We start from the raw sequence: 19,176 nt of genomic DNA, 5'->3' as shown, positions 1-19,176 counted from the left end.
ATGCAGACCTGTGTATATATGTCTAACCGTAAGATACAGGTAGCGGTTGGAAATCCGAAGAAGCATTCAATAATAGTAAAAAGGCTGTATGAAACCGAGGCGCCGGAGGGAAGTATTATCAATGGTGTTATTACGGGAGAAGAAGAGCTGGGGGCCCATTTGGAACAGTTTTGGAGGGATAATAATCTTCCTTCCAGGGATGTTTGTCTGGTACTGCACAGCTCTCAGTTTATGTCAAAAACTCTGGAAATTCCATTAATGAATACAGTGAAAACATTGAACTATATTCAGAGGGAATTCCCCGGGATGGATAATGCATCGGAAAGCGTTTATGGGTATTTTCAGATAGATACGAATAACGGAAAGGGAATGCGGGAAGTGTTTGCAACCCGTATGGAAAGAAATTTCCTGGATTCCTATAGAAAATTGTTTGCATCTGTGGGAATTCAAATAACTTCTGTGCAGGCGGCCCTTGGATGTGTGGTATCAGTGCTTCATCAGATGGAGCTTGTTAAAGGGAAAACCTGTGTAGTCCAGCTGCAGGATGGGGATAATCTTACCAGTATTTTACTGGATAAGGGAGTCTATTGCTATTCCAGCGTAAGCCGTACGTTCAGTGAGCATGGTACGGAAAGCTATGGTATGGAGGTGGCAAGAAATATCAGCGGAATCCTTCAGTTTGCATCCGCGCAGAAGCTGGAAAATTCTGTTACTGATATTTTCTGGGCCGGATTTCCGGATACGGATATACAAGTATGTGCCCAGACTTTGGCGCAGATGGATCCCAATCTCACGGCGGAGCGTCTGGAGGATGAGAGGGTATTACAATTTTCAGAGGGGTCTGTGGATAATTTCCTTTTTGCAGTCAGCGGGTTATTTAAGCTGGAAAAGGAAAGCAATCTGTATTATCGGTATAAAAAAAGTTCGGAGAGCTATCGGAAACGGCAAAGCCTGATAAAACAGTTGATTCCGGTATTGCTTCTTTTAGTGATCGTTTCGGCTATTACGGCTTTTTTTATGGTTAATTGCCTGATAACACAAAAGAAACTCCAGGAGGTAAGGGCTTATAATGAGGATCCTGTGGTACTGGAACAGAGTGCAAAGTATGATGAGCTGGAAAATGAACTGATGTGGAACCAGACTTTGAAGGCATCTCTGGAACGTGCCAAAAAGAATATAGAATCTTATCCATCCTTCCATAGTTCCATCCGCATGGAAATAGAAAGCTGCTCTTTGGGTCAGGTGGTGATTGACGTACAGAGTTTTGATGCGGCTACAGGTATTGTTAACGTGGATACGGCAGCACCGGAGGTTGAAGACATTAATCAGTTCATTGATCGGCTGGAAGGAAAAGATATATTTGAAGGGCTTGATTATACAGGCTATGTCTGGTCGGAGGAAAGAGGAATGTGGACAATAAACCTGGTCTGCTACCTTTCGGAGGGCGCCGGTAAATAGGAGGAGTGCAACGTGAAGATAACAACGGAAGTTACGGAGAGAGATAAAAAGCTTCTTCTGTTTATGGCAGTATTTGTTATTGTTGTGGTATTTGGTTTTTTTATCATACGTCCTTTGGCGGAAACGGACGCTGCATTAAAGGATGAACTGGTGATGCAGGAAGATATGCAGTTGCGTACCCAGCAGAAGCTGATGCTTCTGTCTTCTGTGGAAGCAAATGTGGAGAAAACGGAGGAGGAGCTTGACGCCGCTGCAAAGGAGTTCTATCCCGTGATGAAAAGTCAGGAAATCGACAAGCTTCTTACAGAGATTGTGTTAAAATGGGGGTTGGATCCCAAGCAGCTGACGATTCAGATGCCGGAGAGTGAAATGATTCTGGAGCCTTTTTATGCGTCGCAGGCCGCATTGGAAGAAGCGCTTTCCCAAGCAGCCGTCCAGGGTGAGGAAGAACAAACAGACAGCACGCAGGCAGCAGCGGCTTCCTTTTATGGAATATATGCTGCGCAGGCAGAACTTATAGTAAAAGGCGATCGCATGGTAATGGAACAAATGGCGGACGAGATATCGGAAGATTATCCGGCTATCCGGATTACAGGTGCTGCCTGGGGAAGAGAAATCAACAGTTTACGGGATGAAAGGGGAGAGTATATTTCTTCTGCCAACGATACCCTCCGGCTTCAGATGGAAATCTACATGTATAAAAGGGACAAATGAAATGGAAATAGCATCTATAAAGAATATCCGCCTGGGTCAGCTTTTGAAGGAAGCGGGATATGTAACCGAAGAACAGATCGAAAAGGCAGTGGAATACCAGAAGCAGAATCCGGGAATGCGAATCGGGGATGCCCTCATTGCCCTGCATTTTATCACGGAAGGGCAGAAGGTAGAGGCTCTTGCCGCCAAACTGGCGCTGCAGACAACGGATATATCCTCCATATCGGTGGATATTGATGCGGTGGGACTGATACCCAGACAATTGGCGGAAAGGTATCTTATGCTGGCGGTGGGCAAGAACGGGGATCGCCTCATGGTGCTTACCAATGACCCGCTGAACTATTACGGGATCGAAGATATCCGTCAGATAACGGGGATGCAGATAGAGATCCAGCTGTGTGAAAAGTATGCGCTGGAAAATGCCATTTCTTATTATTATTCAGAAGTATCCGCTAAAATGGCAGCTAATAAAGCAAATACCAGCAGTGAAGATATGGTGGAAGAGCTGCAGATCGAGGATGCGGATGATGACACTCCTGTCATAAACCTTTTAAACACACTGATAGAGAGAGCGGTTAATACCAACGCCAGTGATATCCATATCGAACCCTTTGAACATAAGACAACCGTGCGTATGCGTCTGGACGGTACGATAACCGAATATGTAACGCTGCAGAAACAGCTTCATGCTTCCCTGATCGCCCGTATCAAGATTTTATCCGATCTGGATATTGCGGAAAGGCGGGCTCCCCAGGACGGGCATTTCAGAACCCAGGTAAAGGGGGAGATGATCAATATCCGTGTTTCCGTCATTCCAACGGTTTTTGGGGAAAAGGCGGTGCTTCGTCTGCTCACAGGAAATGCAGTGATCGATCATCCGGCATCTTTTGGAATGAAGGAGGAGGATTATCAGAAATTCCGCAGGCTTCTCCGTTCCCCCAACGGGATTATTTATCTTACAGGCCCTACAGGAAGCGGAAAATCCACGACGCTGTATATGATTCTTGAAGAACTTTCTGAAAAGCAGGTGAATATCTCTACCATTGAAGATCCGGTGGAGAAAAATGTGCCCCGCATTAACCAGATGCAGGTAAATGTCCTGGCGGGTGTTACCTTTGAATCCGGTCTGCGCGCCCTTCTGCGTCAGGATCCGGATATTATCATGGTAGGTGAGACCCGTGATGCGGAGACGGCTTCCATATCCGTGCGGGCCGCGATTACCGGGCATCTTGTTTTTTCCACGCTGCATACCAATGATTCCGTATCCTCGGTCATCCGTCTGGTGGACATGGGACTGGAATCCTATATGATCGCCAATTCCCTGGTAGGGGTGGTGGCGCAGCGCCTGATGCGTAAGGTATGCCCTTATTGTGCCCAGGCGGAAGAGCCTACGGAGGAGGAACGGGAATTTCTGGAGCGGGATATCCACAGGGTGATGCGCCCCAAAGGCTGCCGGTATTGTAATAACACGGGTTATAAGGGCCGTACCGCTATCCATGAAATCCTTACCATCGACAGGGAGATACGGGAAATGATATCCCGCAGGGCAACTATGGAGGAAGTAAAGGACTATGCCACAGACAGGCAGGGGATGCGTACCCTGAAGGAATGTGGTGTGGATCTGGTGGAAGCGGGAGTGACCACCATGGAAGAGCTGATGAAGGTTGCCTATTATGCGTAGGGCAATCGGAGCAGAGGGCAACCCGGAAGGAGTCATTTATGGATATTCATACAATCATAGCTATGGGGAGGCAGACCGGCTGTTCGGACATTCATTTATCGGAAGGGCTTCCCATGCTGATAAGAGTAAAAGGAAGGCTGGAATTTGCCCCCATACAGCCGGGTGAGGAAGAAACCCGGCAGATGATTCTCCAGATGCCGGACGTATGGCTGCAAAAGGAGTTTTCGGAAGGAAAGGACGTGGATTTTGCCATTCAGTCCCCCGACGGAGGCAGGGAGCGTGTGAATATTTTCCGGCAGCAGGGAAAGCTGGCCTGTACCATCCGCCTGCTCAATGACCGCATCCCTACTATAGAGGAACTTCAGCTCCCGCCTATACTGAAACAGCTGGCAAATGAGCCGAGAGGCCTGATTCTGGTTACGGGGCCTACGGGAAGCGGCAAGTCCACAACTCTGGCGGCCATGATCGATTATGTGAATGCGTCCAGGCCGGAGCATATTATTACCATAGAGGATCCTATTGAATATGTATATGAAAGAAAACAGGCGCTGATCCATCAGAGAGAGGTGGGGAGGGATGTTTCTTCTTTTGCCGCCGCCCTGCGTTCCGCATTGCGCGAGGATCCGGATATCATTCTGGTAGGGGAAATGAGGGATTATGAAACGATTTCAGCAGCATTGACGGCGGCGGAAACCGGGCATCTGGTACTTTCTACCCTTCATACAACAGGGGCGGCGCAGACGATTGATCGTATTATTGACGCCTGCCCGGCGTCCAGCCAGAACCAGGTGCGCATCCAGCTTTCCGGTGTGCTGAAAGGAATTGTCACGCAATGTTTGATTCCCACGGCAGACGGAAGGGGACGGACCGCGGCAACGGAGATGCTTACGGGAACGGATGCGGTTATGAATCTGATCCGGGAAAGCAAAGGGCATCAGATGTCTACCATTATGCAGTCGGGTGCGGCAAACGGTATGCATACGCTGAACGGGGATTTGGCCCGCCTTGTTTCTGTTGGAATGATTTCCAGGGATAATGCGTATAAATATTCCAATGACAAAAGAGATTTGGTAAATTATATCTAGGAAATCAGGGAAAAAAAGTGTATTATGTAAAGGAGGGGAATCAGAACCGGCGCCGGTAAGACAGCCGGTCTGGTTCCTTTTGTTATTTATTACTCAAACTTCGCAGGAGCAAAATGGCCTTCCGCCCGCTGGCAGAGCGTTGTCCCCGGGACGGAAAAGGATATTCGCCAGTCCATCAGGCCAGACATTCCGATGAGTCCGAAGGCGTCAAGTGTGTCAGATGAGGCTGACACACTTGATCGGTCTCATCTCCATGGCCTGAGAGGATCTGGTGAACATTCCTTTTCCGTCCCGGGGACAACGCTCTGCCAGCGGGCGGAAGGCCATTTTGCTCCTGCGAAGTTTGAATTTATTACGTAAAACGGAGTTTTAGAATATGGATCAGTCATCGGTTATTTTTATCAGTGTGATGTCGGCAGCGGGGCTGGCGGTATTGGTTTTTGCAGCATTTCTGGTGTCCCGGCGGTGGAGGCATAAAAGACGGACCCTGCATATGGATGAAATGGAAGGGCACGATTTTGAATATTTCTGTGCGGATCTGCTGCGGAAAAAGGGGTTTCTGGATGTGGAGGTCACCAAAGGCAGCGGGGATTACGGCGTGGATATCCTTGCGGAAAAGGACGGGGTAACCTATGCGGTGCAGTGCAAGTGTTATAATGCGCCCATCGGTGTGAAAGCGGTGCAGGAAGCATATGCGGGCCGGGATTATTATGACAGGATGGTGGGAGCGGTTATGACAAACCAGTATTTTACCTCGGCGGCGGTGGCGGCGGCAGGAAAATTAAAAATTCTTCTCTGGGACAGGGGATATGTGGAAAGCATGATTGAAGAGCGGGATTAGAGGCTGTTTGGAAAAAGGCGGTGGATTTATGGCTTTTGTAGAGTTTAAAAATGTAAAAAAGGTTTATCATATGGGTGAAGTGGAAATCCATGCCCTGCGGGATGTTAATTTTGAAATCCAGGAAGGGGAGTTCTGTGTAATCGTGGGAGCTTCCGGTGCCGGAAAAACGACCATACTGAATATATTGGGAGGTATGGATACGCTTTCCGAGGGGCAGGTTATTCTGGATGGTAAGGAAATATCCGCCTATAACCAGAGGCAGCTGACTTCTTACCGGAGATATGATATAGGTTTTGTTTTCCAGTTTTATAACCTGATACAGAATCTGACGGCTCTTGAAAATGTGGAGCTGGCATCCCAGATATCCAGGAATCCCCTGGATGCGGCGGAGACACTGAAAAAGGTAGGATTGGATGAGAGAATGTCCAATTTCCCGGCTCAGCTTTCGGGAGGAGAGCAGCAGCGGGTGGCGATAGCCAGGGCCCTTGCCAAAAACCCCAAGCTGCTTCTGTGCGACGAGCCTACCGGGGCGCTGGATTATAATACGGGGAAATCGGTGCTGAAGCTGCTGCAGGATACCTGCCGGGAGACCGGGATGACTGTGGTGGTGATTACCCATAACCAGGCAATCACAGCCATGGCGGATCGGATTATACGGGTAAAGAGCGGCACGATACGAAGCATGGAAATGAATGCCCGTATCACTCCTGTGGAAGAGATCGAATGGTAGCAGTGGGGAAAAAGGAACGGTGAAGGCACGATACCGTTACGTAAAAGCGTTTCAGCCGGGAGAGGGATGTAATGAAGTCCACCATATTAAAGACAATTTTACGGGAAATCAGAGAAAGCCTGGGGCGTTACATGGCGATTTTGGCTATTGTGGCGCTGGGGGTTGGATTTTTTACGGGATTAAAGGTGACAAAGCCGGCCATGCTTAAGGCGGGCGGGGAATATCTGGAGGATAATAACCTGTACGATCTGCGTCTGCTGTCCACAGTGGGCTTTGATGAACAGGATGTGAAAGCGATCAACAGCCGGGATGGCGTGGAGATAGCGGAAGGATCGGTGTATACGGATTTTCTGGCTCTGGACGAGGAAGGTTCGGAAAGTGTGCTGCGGGCACATTCCCTGCTGTGGATACAGAACCATGTGGTAGTGCAGGAAGGGCGGATGCCCACAGCGGCGGATGAGTGCGTAGTGGACAGCCTGAGTTTTTCCCGGAAGGAAATCGGCACAACGCTCCGGGTATCGGAGAACAATGAAGAAGATACCATGGATATGCTGGCCTATAAGGAATACAAGATTGTGGGGATCTGCGACGCTTCCTATTACATCAATTATGAAAGGGGATCCACGGCGCTTGGAAACGGCAAGCTGAAGGGATATATATACATACCGGAGGACGGATTTGATACGGATGCTTATACGGAAATCTTTGTAAGGCTGACGGATAAGTTTCCTCTCTACAGCCAGGAATATAAGGATTATATAGAGGACTGCCTTGACTGGGCGGAGCCACTTTGTGGGGAAGTGGCACAGGCGCGGTATGTTAGGCTTAAGGAAGACGCCCAGTGGCAGATTGCGGACGGGGAACGGGAACTGGAAGAGCAAGTGGCCGAAGCGGAGGAAAAGCTTGCAGATGCCAGGGAAGAGCTTCTGGACGGGGAAAAGGAAATAGAGGATGCCAGGCAGGAAATCGCGGACGGCTGGCAGGAAATCGCCGATGCCAGGGCAGAAATCGAAGAAAACAGACAGGAACTGGCGGATTCCCTGTCTGAACTGCAGGATGGAAAGACGGAAATCGCGGACGGTCTGGATCAGCTGGAGGAAAAGAGAATCGAAGCATCTGACATGGAAGGGGACGAAAAGGATGCCTACGAAACCGGCCTGAATCTGAAGGAAGCCCAGGTGAAGGGAAAGAAAACGCAGGTAGAAGCCGGGCTTGCCCAGGCCAATATGGGGAGCCGGCAGCTGGAGGCGGCGGAAAACAAGATAACGCGGGAAGAAAAGAAGCTTGCGGATGCGGAAAAAGAGCTGGCGGACGCCGAACAGGAACTGGCGGACGGCTGGGAGGAATATGAGGAAAACCGGCAGAAGCTGGAGGAGGAGACGGCCGATGCCAGGAAAGAACTGGAGGATGCCAGGGAAGAACTGGCGGATCTGAAATCACCGGAAACCTACGTGTTCGGCCGGGATAAAAATATCGGATATGCCTGCTTTGAAAGCGACTCGGATATCGTGGAAGGGATTGCCAATGTGTTTCCTATTTTCTTTTTCCTGGTGGCGGCATTGGTTTGTATTACCACGATGACTAGAATGGTGGAGGAACAGAGGACGCAGATTGGTATTCTCAAGGCTCTGGGCTATGGGGAGGCTACCATTATGGGCAAATACCTCTTTTATTCAGGAAGCGCCGCCGTACTGGGGTGCGGTATCGGATTCCTCCTCGGTTCTTATGTATTCCCTATGGTTATCTGGAGTGCATACCGGATGATGTACCGTTTGGGGGATATTCAGGTTATTCTGGACTGGAAGCTGGGCGTTATTTCCCTGGCCGTATCGATTATATGTTCCATGGGAACCACGATAGCCACCTGCCGTTATGAACTGACCAGTGTTGCGGCTGAACTGATGCGTCCCAAGGCCCCCAAAAGCGGCAAACGGATTATCCTGGAACGGATCCCTTTTTTATGGAACCATATGAAATTCCTGCTAAAGGTATCCGCCAGAAATATTTTCCGTTACAAGCAGCGTTTCTTCATGATGGTTTTCGGCATCGGGGGATGCACGGCCCTGCTGCTTACCGGTTTTGGTGTCAAGGATTCCATCAAGAGCATTACCTACAATCAGTTTGATGAAATCCAGATAAATGATATGAGTGTCATTTTCAGTGATCCCTGGCAGGATATGGACGGCAGGGAATTTGAAGAGGTGATGGCGGAAAATGCCCGGGAATTTATGCTGGCCTTTGAGGAGAGTGCGGATTTGACCAGGGGGGATAAATCCAAATCCCTTACCCTGGTAGTGCCGGAAAAGGCGGAGGAAATCGGTTATTATCTGAACCTGCATACTACCCGGGAGGAACCGGTTGCCTACCCCGGGAAGGGGGAGGTAGTGCTGACGGAGAAGCTGGCAGATAAATGCGATGCAAAAATCGGAGATACGGTAACCATCCAGGATGACGACAGGAACACCCTGGAACTGAAGGTTTCGGGTATCAGTGAGAATTATGTGTATAACTATGCATATATCAGCCCTGAAACCTGGGTGGATCAGATCGGAAAGAAGCCGGAATATAAAAGCGCTTATATTAATGTGAAGGAAGAAAAGGATGTACACAGCGTATCCGCCGCCATTATGAATTGTGACGGTGTGGCCTCCGTTACTATCAATGACGATATGAAGGTACGTTTCAGCAGCATGATGAAGAGCCTGGATTACGTGGTTCTGCTGATTATCGGCTGCGCGGGATCCCTCGCCTTCATTGTTCTGTATAACCTGACTAACATCAATATTACGGAAAGGCTGCGGGAAATCGCCACTATCAAGGTACTGGGCTTTTACCGCAGGGAAACTGCCAGCTATGTATTCCGTGAAAATCTGGTGCTTACGGGAATCGGAGCCGGCGTGGGGCTGATCATGGGAAGGTATCTCCATCAGTTCGTCATGTATAATATTGATATTGACATGATTGCCTTTGATGTCCATATCGCACCCCTGAGCGTGCTGTACAGTATCGTGCTTACCTTTGTGTTTGCCGGGATCGTGGACTGGGCTATGAATAAAAAACTGGACGGCATCAATATGGCGGAGTCCATGAAATCTGTGGAGTGAGGCGAGCGTCCTGTCCGTAACGGATCCTCCGTGTTCCATGCTTCCCTCCCGGCCCTCTTCCCGTTCCCTGCGTGGCGGCTTGTATGGGAGGGCATGTATTCCGGTTCAACTTCGGAAAAGGGATATTTCTAACTGTTCTGTCTTTCCGGTCTGCCGTCAACGCAGCTAAAACTCCTCCCTCCGGTCGTCAGACATCGCTGCTAAGGGCAGACGGCAGACCGGAAAGACAGAGCAGTAAGAAATAATCACCTTTTTCTCCCATTCACCGGAATACATGCCCTCCCATACAAGCCGCCACGCAGGAAACGGGAAGAGGGCCGGGAGGGAAGCATGGAACACAGGGGAACCGTTACGGACAGGATGCCGGAGAGATATTTACTTGGAAAATTTGAGAATCAAACCATTTTGATTGAAATATAAGTTGGAGTAAATTATAATGATGGATAGGATAGCGAAATTATAGTGCAGGCAAAGGAGGAAGCCCCGTTGGATATCAATGAAACACTCAATGAATTGTTGGTGAGGCTGTTCCGCAACATCAACGCGATTGAGGAGCAGGCCATCCGCACGGAAGAATACAAGGATATGACCGCCAACGACATGCATGTCATTGAGGCCATCGGCACCGGTGCGGCCAAGAATATGACTTCTGTGGCCAAAGCTCTGGCAGTCACTACGGGTACCCTGACCATTTCTGTAAACAGCCTGGTGAAAAAGGGGTATGTGGATCGCGTCAGAAGTGAGGAGGACAGGCGGGTGGTGCTTATCTCTCTTACGGCGAAAGGAAAGAAGGCCTTTGCCCACCATAAAAGCTTCCATGAAGAAATGATCCGTAAGGTGGTGGAGGGACTGCGTGAAGAAGAGCAGGCGGTGTTGCAGAAATCACTTGGGAACCTGCTGGAATTTTTCCAGGGGATACAGAATGGCAGATAAATTGCAGTAATTCAATAAAAAATAGCGGCGTTTGAATTTGTAAAGTCGGCTTCATATAAGGACAATGAGGCTGGAAAGGCTGATGAATAGGGCATTTAGCGGTTCTTTCCAGCTTGTACTAAAAATATTTAAAGGTCATTAATCGCCCAAAATCCTGCCCTGATTTTATAAAGATTAGAGGCACAATATAAGAATAGATGAGACAGCCTGACAGATTCTACATTAAAATTGAGAGTATAAGAAACAAGAATATTCGCTTTAGGCGGATAAGTTGAACACAAGATTATTTATATAATTGGGGTATGGCGAATGAATATTGATCGTATTTGGAATGAATGGCCCGACTCGGACAAGTTTTCAGGAGTGTTTTCTGTAAGAGGCCAGGAGGGAGTAATATTTGAAAAGTGCTGTGGTTATCGCAATAGAAGTGAAGAACTTCCCAATAATGCGAGCACAGCTTTTGGCATTGCTTCTGGTACAAAGCTATTTACAGGATTAGCCGTTTGTAGGCTGATTGACACAGGGAAAATAACATTAGAGGATAGACTGTGGAACATATTACCATATGATTTAGGGCAGATAAATAAAGAGGTTACGGTTCTTCATCTTCTCACACATACCTCTGGCATCGGGGATTATCTTGACGAGGAAGCCCCAAATTCTTCTGAAGCAGAACAGGAATTATGCAATAAATATCCTGTTTATTTATGGGAGAGACTTGAATACTATTTACAGATGATTACACCGCTACCACAAAAGTTTGAACCCGGTACACGATTTGGTTACTCTAATGCCGGATTTATTATGCTCGGTCTAGTGATTGAAGCAGTTAGCGGTACAACATACCAACAGTTTGTGACAAATGAAATAATTCTTCCTTTGCAACTGCAACATACCAACTTTTATCGCATGGATTCACTACCTGCAAACACCGCACTTGGATATACCAGCCCATTTCAAACCAACATATACAAACTTCCAATATTGGGCGGCTCTGACGGAGGTCTATACACCTGTGTTAATGATTTAGATATACTGTGGCGCACAATATTTAGTGACCATTTATTAACAGAGAGAACACGGGAAGCCTTTTTACAGCCACAGGTAGTTATTAGTGACAGTAAGAGTTATGGCTTGGGGGTGTACCGTTTTGATAGTGGCGGCAATACGGTATATTACGCTGTTGGCGGCGATTTCGGTGTTGATTTTTTCACAGCGTATATTCCAAAATATAAGATTGTAGCTTCTGCATTGGGGAATTCAGAGATAAATACTTATCCCCTGTTACATGGGATCATTTCGACATTATAGATATTTACCTGAAAGATAATGAGCATTTTGTTTATTCACCTTATTGGTATAATAGGTACTTGATAATACCGCCTTGTACTTATGCGTATCGTCTTATTTGTGGTACCAAAATGATGCCAGGCTTTACAAAACCAATCAATAAAAAATAAAATAAGAACGGTGAAAGCCTCAAAGGGATGGATTATGACAGCCATACTTTTGAGGCTTATTTCGTGGCGTTTAACGGGAGAGGGGCAGATTATGTGAAAACACTTTATCTGCAATAAAGGCAATGGAACCGATTAAAGGAGCATCGCCGTTGAACCGGGAGTGTATAACGGTTATCTTATCATAATTGGCTGAAAGAAGAGTGCGGGATAACTTGTTTTTAATAATATCTTCTATGATGAATCCATCAAGAGAGGAATCATAGCCCACAATCAGAGTTGCTATATTTAATAAATTGAGAGTGTTAATCAGGGCATAAGAAACATAAGAACAAAATTCTTCAATTGCGATAATAGCAAGATTGTCCTTCTTATTCGCGCAGTCCACGATATCGCACCAGGTCGGGTGGCTGACGGATACCAGGGGAGAGTCGGGATAAAAAGGAGACAGCTCCCGAATCTTCTGTCTCATATTGTCAACATTGGCATACAAATCGAGACACCCTTTATTCCCGCATGCACATTGAGGACCGGCAAAGTTAATGGAGGTATGCCCGATTTCGCCGCTTTGGCCGGTATCTCCATTATACAGACTGTCTTTCAGTACAAGTCCGGTTCCGATGCCGTTCATTATATGGAGGTATGTAAAATTTGGAATATCTTTTCCGATACCATATAGTTTTTCCGCAAGCGCTCCGGCATTTGCATCATTTACCAGAAAAGTGGGGAGTCCCGTAAGCTTTTGGATAACAGAAGTAATTGGAAAGTTTTCAATTCCGTAAAAATAGGGGGGATTCAAAATAATGCCGTCGGAACTGTTTAGCGGCCCAAGAGAAGCAATGCTTATAGCCAGAACGGAACGTTCTGTCCGGGCCATAAGGATATGGAATCCCCGGATAAGCATTTCAATTAATGCATCACCGTCTTGCAGCGTGGAATATTCATATGTAATTTGCTCAAAAATAAAACCGCTCAAATCACCTAACACAATTTGGCATAATTCCCTTTTTATAAGCATGCCGCATATGCAGGGAGAGTCTGGGGAAAGGGTGAGCATAATAGGTTTTCTGCCGTAATTGCCCGTACTATTTTGTATAAGAGGGCTGTTTGGCAGAGCTTTCTCGGTAACAATCCCCTGTTCAATTAATTCAGTTACAATATTTCCCACTGTCATTTTGGACAGACCTGTCATTTTTGCAATATCAACACGGGAAATTCCTTTATTTACAGTAATCAGTTTTAAAACCAGCATACGGTTTTTTTGTTTTACATCCTGATTATTTGAACCCGAACTTTTCTGCATTTCTTTCTCCTTGCTTCCGGACAGCATGATCGTAATAGGTTCTGAAAGTTTCAAGAATACATCTTTATTCAAATTATAGCATAGTGTTAATAAAAGACAATAGTACAGTTAATTTATTAAATAAAATTAAAACTAATATAAAATACAAAAATATATACAAAAATATAGTATTGAAATTGTAATTTATATAGAAAGTGCATTTATATAATAAAATAAATTGACTTTACAATCTACATTTACTACAATTTAATTGTAAACATGGTTTCGTTATCAGCGTACAATATACGCAGGATGGAGGGAGTATGAAGAAAAAAATAGCAGCAGCGGCTCTGGTCATTACACTGGGGTTATCCATGTTGGCAGGGTGCGGTCAAAAAGCGGCGGAGGAACCGGCTGTAAAACAAACAGCGCAGGAAAGCGAAGCCGTTACTGAAGAGGGTGATGGGGAGAAGAAAACGGAAACGGCGAATTCTGAACTCAGCGGGAAGATCACATTTTGGACGACAGGGGATAAGAGTAATACAAATGACCATACGTATCCCTGGATGGAAGAAAACATAAGGCTTTTTGAAGAAAAATATCCGGGATGTGAAGTGGAAGCAACTTTTATTACATCCGGCGAAGATTATCTTACCAAAATTACTACGGAGGTTGCTGCGGGCAATGCGCCTGATGTATTCCGTACCTATCTGACCGGCAGGCTTCAGCCCTTCGTGGATGGCGGAAAAGTACTGCCTATTGAACATATGCTGGATACATATCCGGAAACAAAAGCCATCATGAATGATAAGGCGCTGGCATTATCCACCTTTGACGGAAAAGCCTATGCCATTCCATTGATTGCCAGCGGAGAAATGTTATTCTATAATAAGAAAATTTTCAAGGAGTGTAATGCCGAAGTACCTGAGACTTATGAAGAATTATTAGCGCTGGCTGACCTTTTCAATGAAAAGGGAGTTACACCATGTATGTTGGGAATTTCGGATCCCTGGCCGGGAACTATCCCTTACATGATGATTTTTAACCGACTCAATGGAAATGAGCTTTATGAAAAAGTAGTGCTTAATAAAGAGGCGGATTTCGCTGATGAAGCGTTTGTCAATGCAGGGCAATATCTGCAGGACATGGTAAACAGGAACATGTTTAACGAATCGATAGTGGCTATCTCTCAGGAAGAAGCGGGAATTAAATTCAAGGCCGGGGAATCCGCAATGATAATTGACGGTTCATGGTCCGTACCCGGTTTTGCAGAGACCTTGGGTGATGACGTTGGAATTTTTAATCTTCCCGCCATAGAAGGCGGTAAAGGCAGCGCCAATGACTGGCTTATGAATTTTGATGAGGGATTCGCCATTTCCTCGGGAACTAAAAACCAGCCGGTAGCGGAAGCTTTTTTAGCTTTCATTTTCTCACCGGAAAGACAGGCTGCCTATGCAGAAACAGGTGCTCTTATCGCCTGTAAGAATGTAGATTACGATACCAGTAAAATCAGCCCGCTTACCACGGAGGTAATGAATGCATTTGAAGGTGCTGCATATTCCATTATCCCCTGGGATAACCCGCTTGGTACTGATGTGGGACAGGAATTAAACAATACCACCCAGGCCATTATTACGGGGGGAGATCCCGGGAAGGAATTTGGGAAGCTGCAGGAATATGCAGAAGATGCCTGGGGGGAATGATAGAATAACCTGCCTTCCTAATGGGGGCAGGAAACGCAGACACTGGGTATCCTTTCAGCAGCCGCCCAACGGATGTGTATACGCATCCGTTGGGCACGCTGCCAGCGGGAATAAAGGAGGATCACTGCATGAATAAAATGTTAAGTAACAAAAAGACAATTGCGATTTTTATATTACCGGCCCTGCTAATTTTTACATTAATTATACCAGTGCCTCTGCTTATGTCTGTTGGTCTGTCTTTTTTTGACTGGGATTTACTGTCCAGCGCCAGATTTGTAGGAATCAGAAATTTTGTCAAGCTATTTACAAGGGATGATATTTTCAGGAGGTCAATCGGTAATACCTTTCAATACCTGGGGTTGTCTGTTCTTTTTCAGATTCCTCTCGCTTACTTTCTGGCTATCTTACTGACAAGGGGAAAACGGTTTGAGAAACTGGTCAGAAATACGGTATTTATGCCTGCAATCATTTCCGGAACAGCGGTATCCCTGATGTTTTATTTTATATTTCATCCGGAAGTCGGGTTGCTGAATGCCTTTTTAAGAATGGTTGGTCAGGAGGATCTGGTCCATTTTTGGCTTGCAGACAGCAAAACGGCTATGGTTTGTGTCTGTATTGCCGTTGCATGGCAATGGGTAGGGTATCATATGGTGATCTTTGTCACAGGAATCACATCTATTTCCAACGATATGATCGAAGCCGCCAAAATTGACGGGGCAAATTCATGGCAGCTTACTACAAAGATTATCACACCAAATATGAAACCGGTTCTGCGGGTCAGTATTGTATTGATAACTACGAGTTCCTTTAAGGCTTTTGACTCGATCTATGTAATGACGGGAGGCGGGCCTGCACATGCAACAGAAGTAATGGCTTCCCATATGTATAATAAGGCTTTTTTGCAGCTGGATTATGGATACGGGTGTGCGATTGGTTTGATTCTTTTTCTGTTCTGCCTTGTTTTTTCCGGGGTGATCCAGACCATATTAAAGGACAGGGGGTGATCGCTTGATGAAGAAAAAAATGATAAATATCCTGAGATATTTTTTCTTTGCCTTTCTGTTATTGGCAGTGGCTTTCCCTGTCTTATTTATATTTCTTTCCTCCTTTAAAACGACGGAAGAGATATATGGGAATCCGTGGGCGCTTCCGCAGATATTCAGTCTGGATTCCTACATAGCTGTATTCACCGAATATGGTATCTTGAGAAATCTGATTAACAGCGTCATATATTCTTTGATAACGTGTATTGTAACGGTAGTGGTATCGGCGATGGCTTCTTATGCGATAGCAAGGATGCGCTGGAAGCTGAGCAAGCTTTGTATGACGTATCTGCTTATGGGAATCATGATACCGATCCATTCCCTGCTGGTTCCGCTTTATATCTCAGTATCCCGGCTGCACATTACCAACGCCCTGGCGCTTGTTTTAATATACATTGCCGGAGCGATACCGACAGCGGTTTTTATAATGACAGGATATCTGCAGTTGATACCTCTTGAACTGGAGGAAGCGGCGGTTATTGACGGGGCGTCTATCGGCCAGTTGTTTTACAAGGTGATTATGCCTTTGTTAAAACCTTCTATTGCTACAATTGGTATTATCACTTTTTTAAATGCATGGAATGATTTAATGATGGGATTAATATTTCTGACAAAAGAAAAAAGCAAGACAATTCAGTTATTTATTTCACAGTTTAAAGGAGACCATTTTACAAACTATCCCATTCTTTTATCGAGTATTATTATTTCAGTTATCCCGATGCTCATTGTTTATCTATGCATGTCTGACAGACTTGTGAGCGGGATGACGCAGGGAGCGATAAAAGGCTGATGAAGAGAGGGCGAAAGAATGCAGAGAACAGTATTGGACGGGGTATGGACATTAGGGATATGTCCGAATGAAATATTTAAAAAGAAAAACATAGATATTTGTAATTTGCAGGATCTGTGCAGCAGTGGAATTACGGTGATTGAAGGTCGTGTTCCGGGTAATTATGAAATAGATTTGGAAAAGGCGGGGATAATTGACAATCCCTTTTACGGAAAAAATCTGTTGAAATCTCTGGACCGGGAAATGGATCATCTTTTTTACGGAAAAGAATTTATATGGGAAGAAACGGAAGGTGACACGTATATTCTGCAGTTTGATGGTATTGATACGATTGCAGATATTTATTTAAACGGAGTATTTATAGCACATACGGAAAATATGCTGAAAGGGTATTCGTTTGAAATTGGAACAGACCTGTTAAAAAAAGGGAGCAATGAGCTTCTGGTACATATTGTGCCCGTGAACCTGGAAGCGAGAAAGTATGACAATCCATTATTCCAAAATGGACTGAAATACGAAATGGACAGTTTGCATATCAGAAAATCACCCTATATGTATGGATGGGATATTTTCCCCAGAATGTTATCCGGCGGAATATGGAGATCCGTCGTAATCTATCCAAAACCGGAGTTCCGTTTTATACAGAGCTATCTTTTTGTGAGGAATCTGGAGGACGATTACAGCAGTACCCAGTTGGAATATTTCTATGAACTGGATCTGAATGAAGAAGCGTACCAGGGGTTCGAAGTTGTGTTGGAAGGCAGCTGCGGGGATTCTCGTTTCCGCAAGAGTTGGGATGTGTGGTCGAAAGCGGGACATTTTACTTTAGATGTAAACAATCCTGTTCTTTGGTGGCCGAGGCGTTCGGGAAAACCGGTATTATATGATGTTAAGGTGCAGCTGATGAAAGAAGGGGTCTGCTATGCCCGAAAAGAGTTCCGTTTCGGTATCAGAACGGTGGAATTACAGAAAACAAGCCTGACGGATGAAGAGGGGAAAGGTGAATTCTGCTTTCTTGTTAACCATAAGAAAACTTTTATATTAGGCACGAACTGGGTTCCCCTTGATTCCCTTCCGTCAAGAGGAAAAGATCGGATTGAACCCTCGTTGAAACTGGTTGAAGACCTGGACTGCAATATGATCCGCTGCTGGGGAGGCGGGTATTATGAAGATGATTATTTATATGAACGCTGTGATGAGCTGGGGATCTTGGTGTGGCAGGATTTTATGCAGGCCTGCGGTCTGTATCCGGAAAACGAGGCATTTCTCAGGAATTTTGAAGACGAAGTGACATGGCAGGTGAGAAGGCTTCGGCAGCATGCCTGTCTGGCGCTTTGGTCCGGCGATAATGAAAATGATATGTCTTATGGATGGCTTACAAATTACAGACTGGATCCGAATCAGAACAGAAATACCAGGCAAATAATACCCCAGGTTTTGCGGATGAACGACTACATAAGGGATTATCTGCCCAGCTCGCCCTATATGGATGAGACTGCCTATCAATTTTCCACTTCCGATTCCTATCTTCCGGAACAGCATTTATGGGGGCCAAGGGATTATTATAAGGGAGATTATTATCGGAATGCACTTGCGCACTTTGCAAGTGAAACCGGGTATCACGGCTGTCCCGCGACAGAGTCAATAAAAAAGTTTATCACACCGGAGGGGCTTTGGCCTTATACGGATAACGGGGAATGGCGGCTTCATGCATCATCTCCTACTATGAAGGAGGACGAGACATACGCCTACAGAATTGAACTGATGGCTAATCAGATAAAAGTTTTGTTTGGGGAAGTTCCCGACAATCTTGAGGATTTTGTCTGTATGAGTCAGATATCCCAGGCAGAAGCCAAAAAGTATTTTATAGAAAGATTCCGTATCGGGAAATGGAGAAGGACAGGAATTATATGGTGGAATGTGATCGACGGCTGTCCGCAGTTTTCCGATGCGGTGGTTGATTACTATTATAATAAAAAAATGGCTTATTACTATATCAAACGTTCTCAGGCCAGGACTGCCTTGATGTTTGATGAACCTGACGGACATACGGCACAGTTATATGGAATAAATGACTGTGATGCGGAGAAGCATGTTCGGTTTAAAGTGACTGACGTTGTATCGGAACGTGTTATATATGAAGGAGAATGCAGGATTCCTGCGGATTCATCTATTGTGATAGCTTCGGTAGATACGGTTGCCTATGATAAGTTTTTCCTTATAGAGTGGATGTGTGACGGAAAAGAGTATAAAAATCATTATACTTTATGGGTGCCTCCGTTTAATAAGGATTTGTATATGGAATGCATCAGAAAAGCAGGACTGTAATCAGAATCACTGATGCTGCTAATCCGG

14 protein-coding genes are annotated in these 19,176 nt (G+C 45.7%); 13 read left to right on the top strand and 1 reads right to left on the bottom strand.

The genetic code is table 11. The features are described 5' to 3' along the window. The 9 genes from DXA36_RS23600 to DXA36_RS23560 all read left to right on the top strand — a co-directional run bounded on the left by DXA36_RS23600 (position 1) and on the right by DXA36_RS23560 (position 11,857). Positions 1-1,458, top strand: a complete 1,458-nt coding sequence (locus tag DXA36_RS23600; protein ID WP_118681890.1) for a hypothetical protein — start codon at positions 1-3, stop codon at positions 1,456-1,458. 12 nt (positions 1,459-1,470) lie between these two features. Beyond that, a complete protein-coding gene (locus tag DXA36_RS23595) occupies positions 1,471-2,172 on the top strand; it encodes a hypothetical protein (protein WP_118681889.1) in 702 nt (233 codons plus the stop codon). A 1-nt stretch (position 2,173) separates the two neighbouring features. Then, positions 2,174-3,853 (top strand): GspE/PulE family protein, encoded by a 1,680-nt coding sequence (locus DXA36_RS23590; protein ID WP_207666374.1) that lies wholly within the window; start codon positions 2,174-2,176, stop codon positions 3,851-3,853. Between the two features lie 38 nt (positions 3,854-3,891). Next, a complete protein-coding gene (locus DXA36_RS23585) occupies positions 3,892-4,938 on the top strand; it encodes a type IV pilus twitching motility protein PilT (protein WP_118681888.1) in 1,047 nt (348 codons plus the stop codon). 376 nt (positions 4,939-5,314) lie between these two features. After that, a complete protein-coding gene (locus tag DXA36_RS23580) occupies positions 5,315-5,779 on the top strand; it encodes a restriction endonuclease (RefSeq protein ID WP_118681887.1) in 465 nt (154 codons plus the stop codon). 28 nt (positions 5,780-5,807) lie between these two features. Continuing rightward, positions 5,808-6,509, top strand: coding sequence for an ABC transporter ATP-binding protein (locus DXA36_RS23575; RefSeq protein ID WP_118681886.1), 702 nt, complete (start codon positions 5,808-5,810; stop codon positions 6,507-6,509). A 71-nt stretch (positions 6,510-6,580) separates the two neighbouring features. Beyond that, positions 6,581-9,613 carry an ABC transporter permease gene (locus DXA36_RS23570; protein ID WP_118681885.1) on the top strand — a complete coding sequence of 1,011 codons (3,033 nt, stop codon included), beginning with the start codon at positions 6,581-6,583 and terminating at the stop codon, positions 9,611-9,613. Between the two features lie 486 nt (positions 9,614-10,099). Further along, entirely contained in the window at positions 10,100-10,546 is a 447-nt protein-coding gene (locus tag DXA36_RS23565) for a MarR family winged helix-turn-helix transcriptional regulator (protein ID WP_118681884.1), read from the top strand. Between the two features lie 309 nt (positions 10,547-10,855). After that, a complete protein-coding gene (locus DXA36_RS23560) occupies positions 10,856-11,857 on the top strand; it encodes a serine hydrolase domain-containing protein (RefSeq protein ID WP_118681883.1) in 1,002 nt (333 codons plus the stop codon). 219 nt (positions 11,858-12,076) lie between these two features. Here the strand turns inward: DXA36_RS23560 and DXA36_RS23555 are convergent, their stop codons facing one another. Continuing rightward, positions 12,077-13,306 carry an ROK family transcriptional regulator gene (locus tag DXA36_RS23555; protein WP_118681927.1) on the bottom strand — a complete coding sequence of 410 codons (1,230 nt, stop codon included), beginning with the start codon at positions 13,304-13,306 and terminating at the stop codon, positions 12,077-12,079. A gap of 302 nt (positions 13,307-13,608) precedes the next feature. Here DXA36_RS23555 and DXA36_RS23550 point away from each other — a divergent pair, with 302 nt between their 5' ends. The 4 genes from DXA36_RS23550 (at position 13,609) to DXA36_RS23535 (ending at position 19,149) form a co-directional block, all read left to right on the top strand. Further along, positions 13,609-14,988, top strand: coding sequence for an ABC transporter substrate-binding protein (locus DXA36_RS23550; protein WP_118681882.1), 1,380 nt, complete (start codon positions 13,609-13,611; stop codon positions 14,986-14,988). Between the two features lie 128 nt (positions 14,989-15,116). Then, positions 15,117-15,992 carry a carbohydrate ABC transporter permease gene (locus DXA36_RS23545; RefSeq protein WP_182479236.1) on the top strand — a complete coding sequence of 292 codons (876 nt, stop codon included), beginning with the start codon at positions 15,117-15,119 and terminating at the stop codon, positions 15,990-15,992. 7 nt (positions 15,993-15,999) lie between these two features. Further along, the gene (locus DXA36_RS23540) at positions 16,000-16,821 is read left to right on the top strand and encodes a carbohydrate ABC transporter permease (protein WP_118681880.1); all 822 of its coding nucleotides are present in this window, start codon (positions 16,000-16,002) and stop codon (positions 16,819-16,821) included. A gap of 18 nt (positions 16,822-16,839) precedes the next feature. Then, the gene (locus DXA36_RS23535; protein WP_118681879.1) at positions 16,840-19,149 is read left to right on the top strand and encodes a glycoside hydrolase family 2 protein; all 2,310 of its coding nucleotides are present in this window, start codon (positions 16,840-16,842) and stop codon (positions 19,147-19,149) included. The last annotated feature ends 27 nt before the right edge of the window (positions 19,150-19,176 follow it).

It is taken from the genome of Eisenbergiella sp. OF01-20, from assembly GCF_003478085.1.
Taxonomy (GTDB): Bacteria; Bacillota; Clostridia; order Lachnospirales; family Lachnospiraceae; genus Eisenbergiella.
This window is presented reverse-complemented; position numbering and strand designations above follow the sequence as displayed.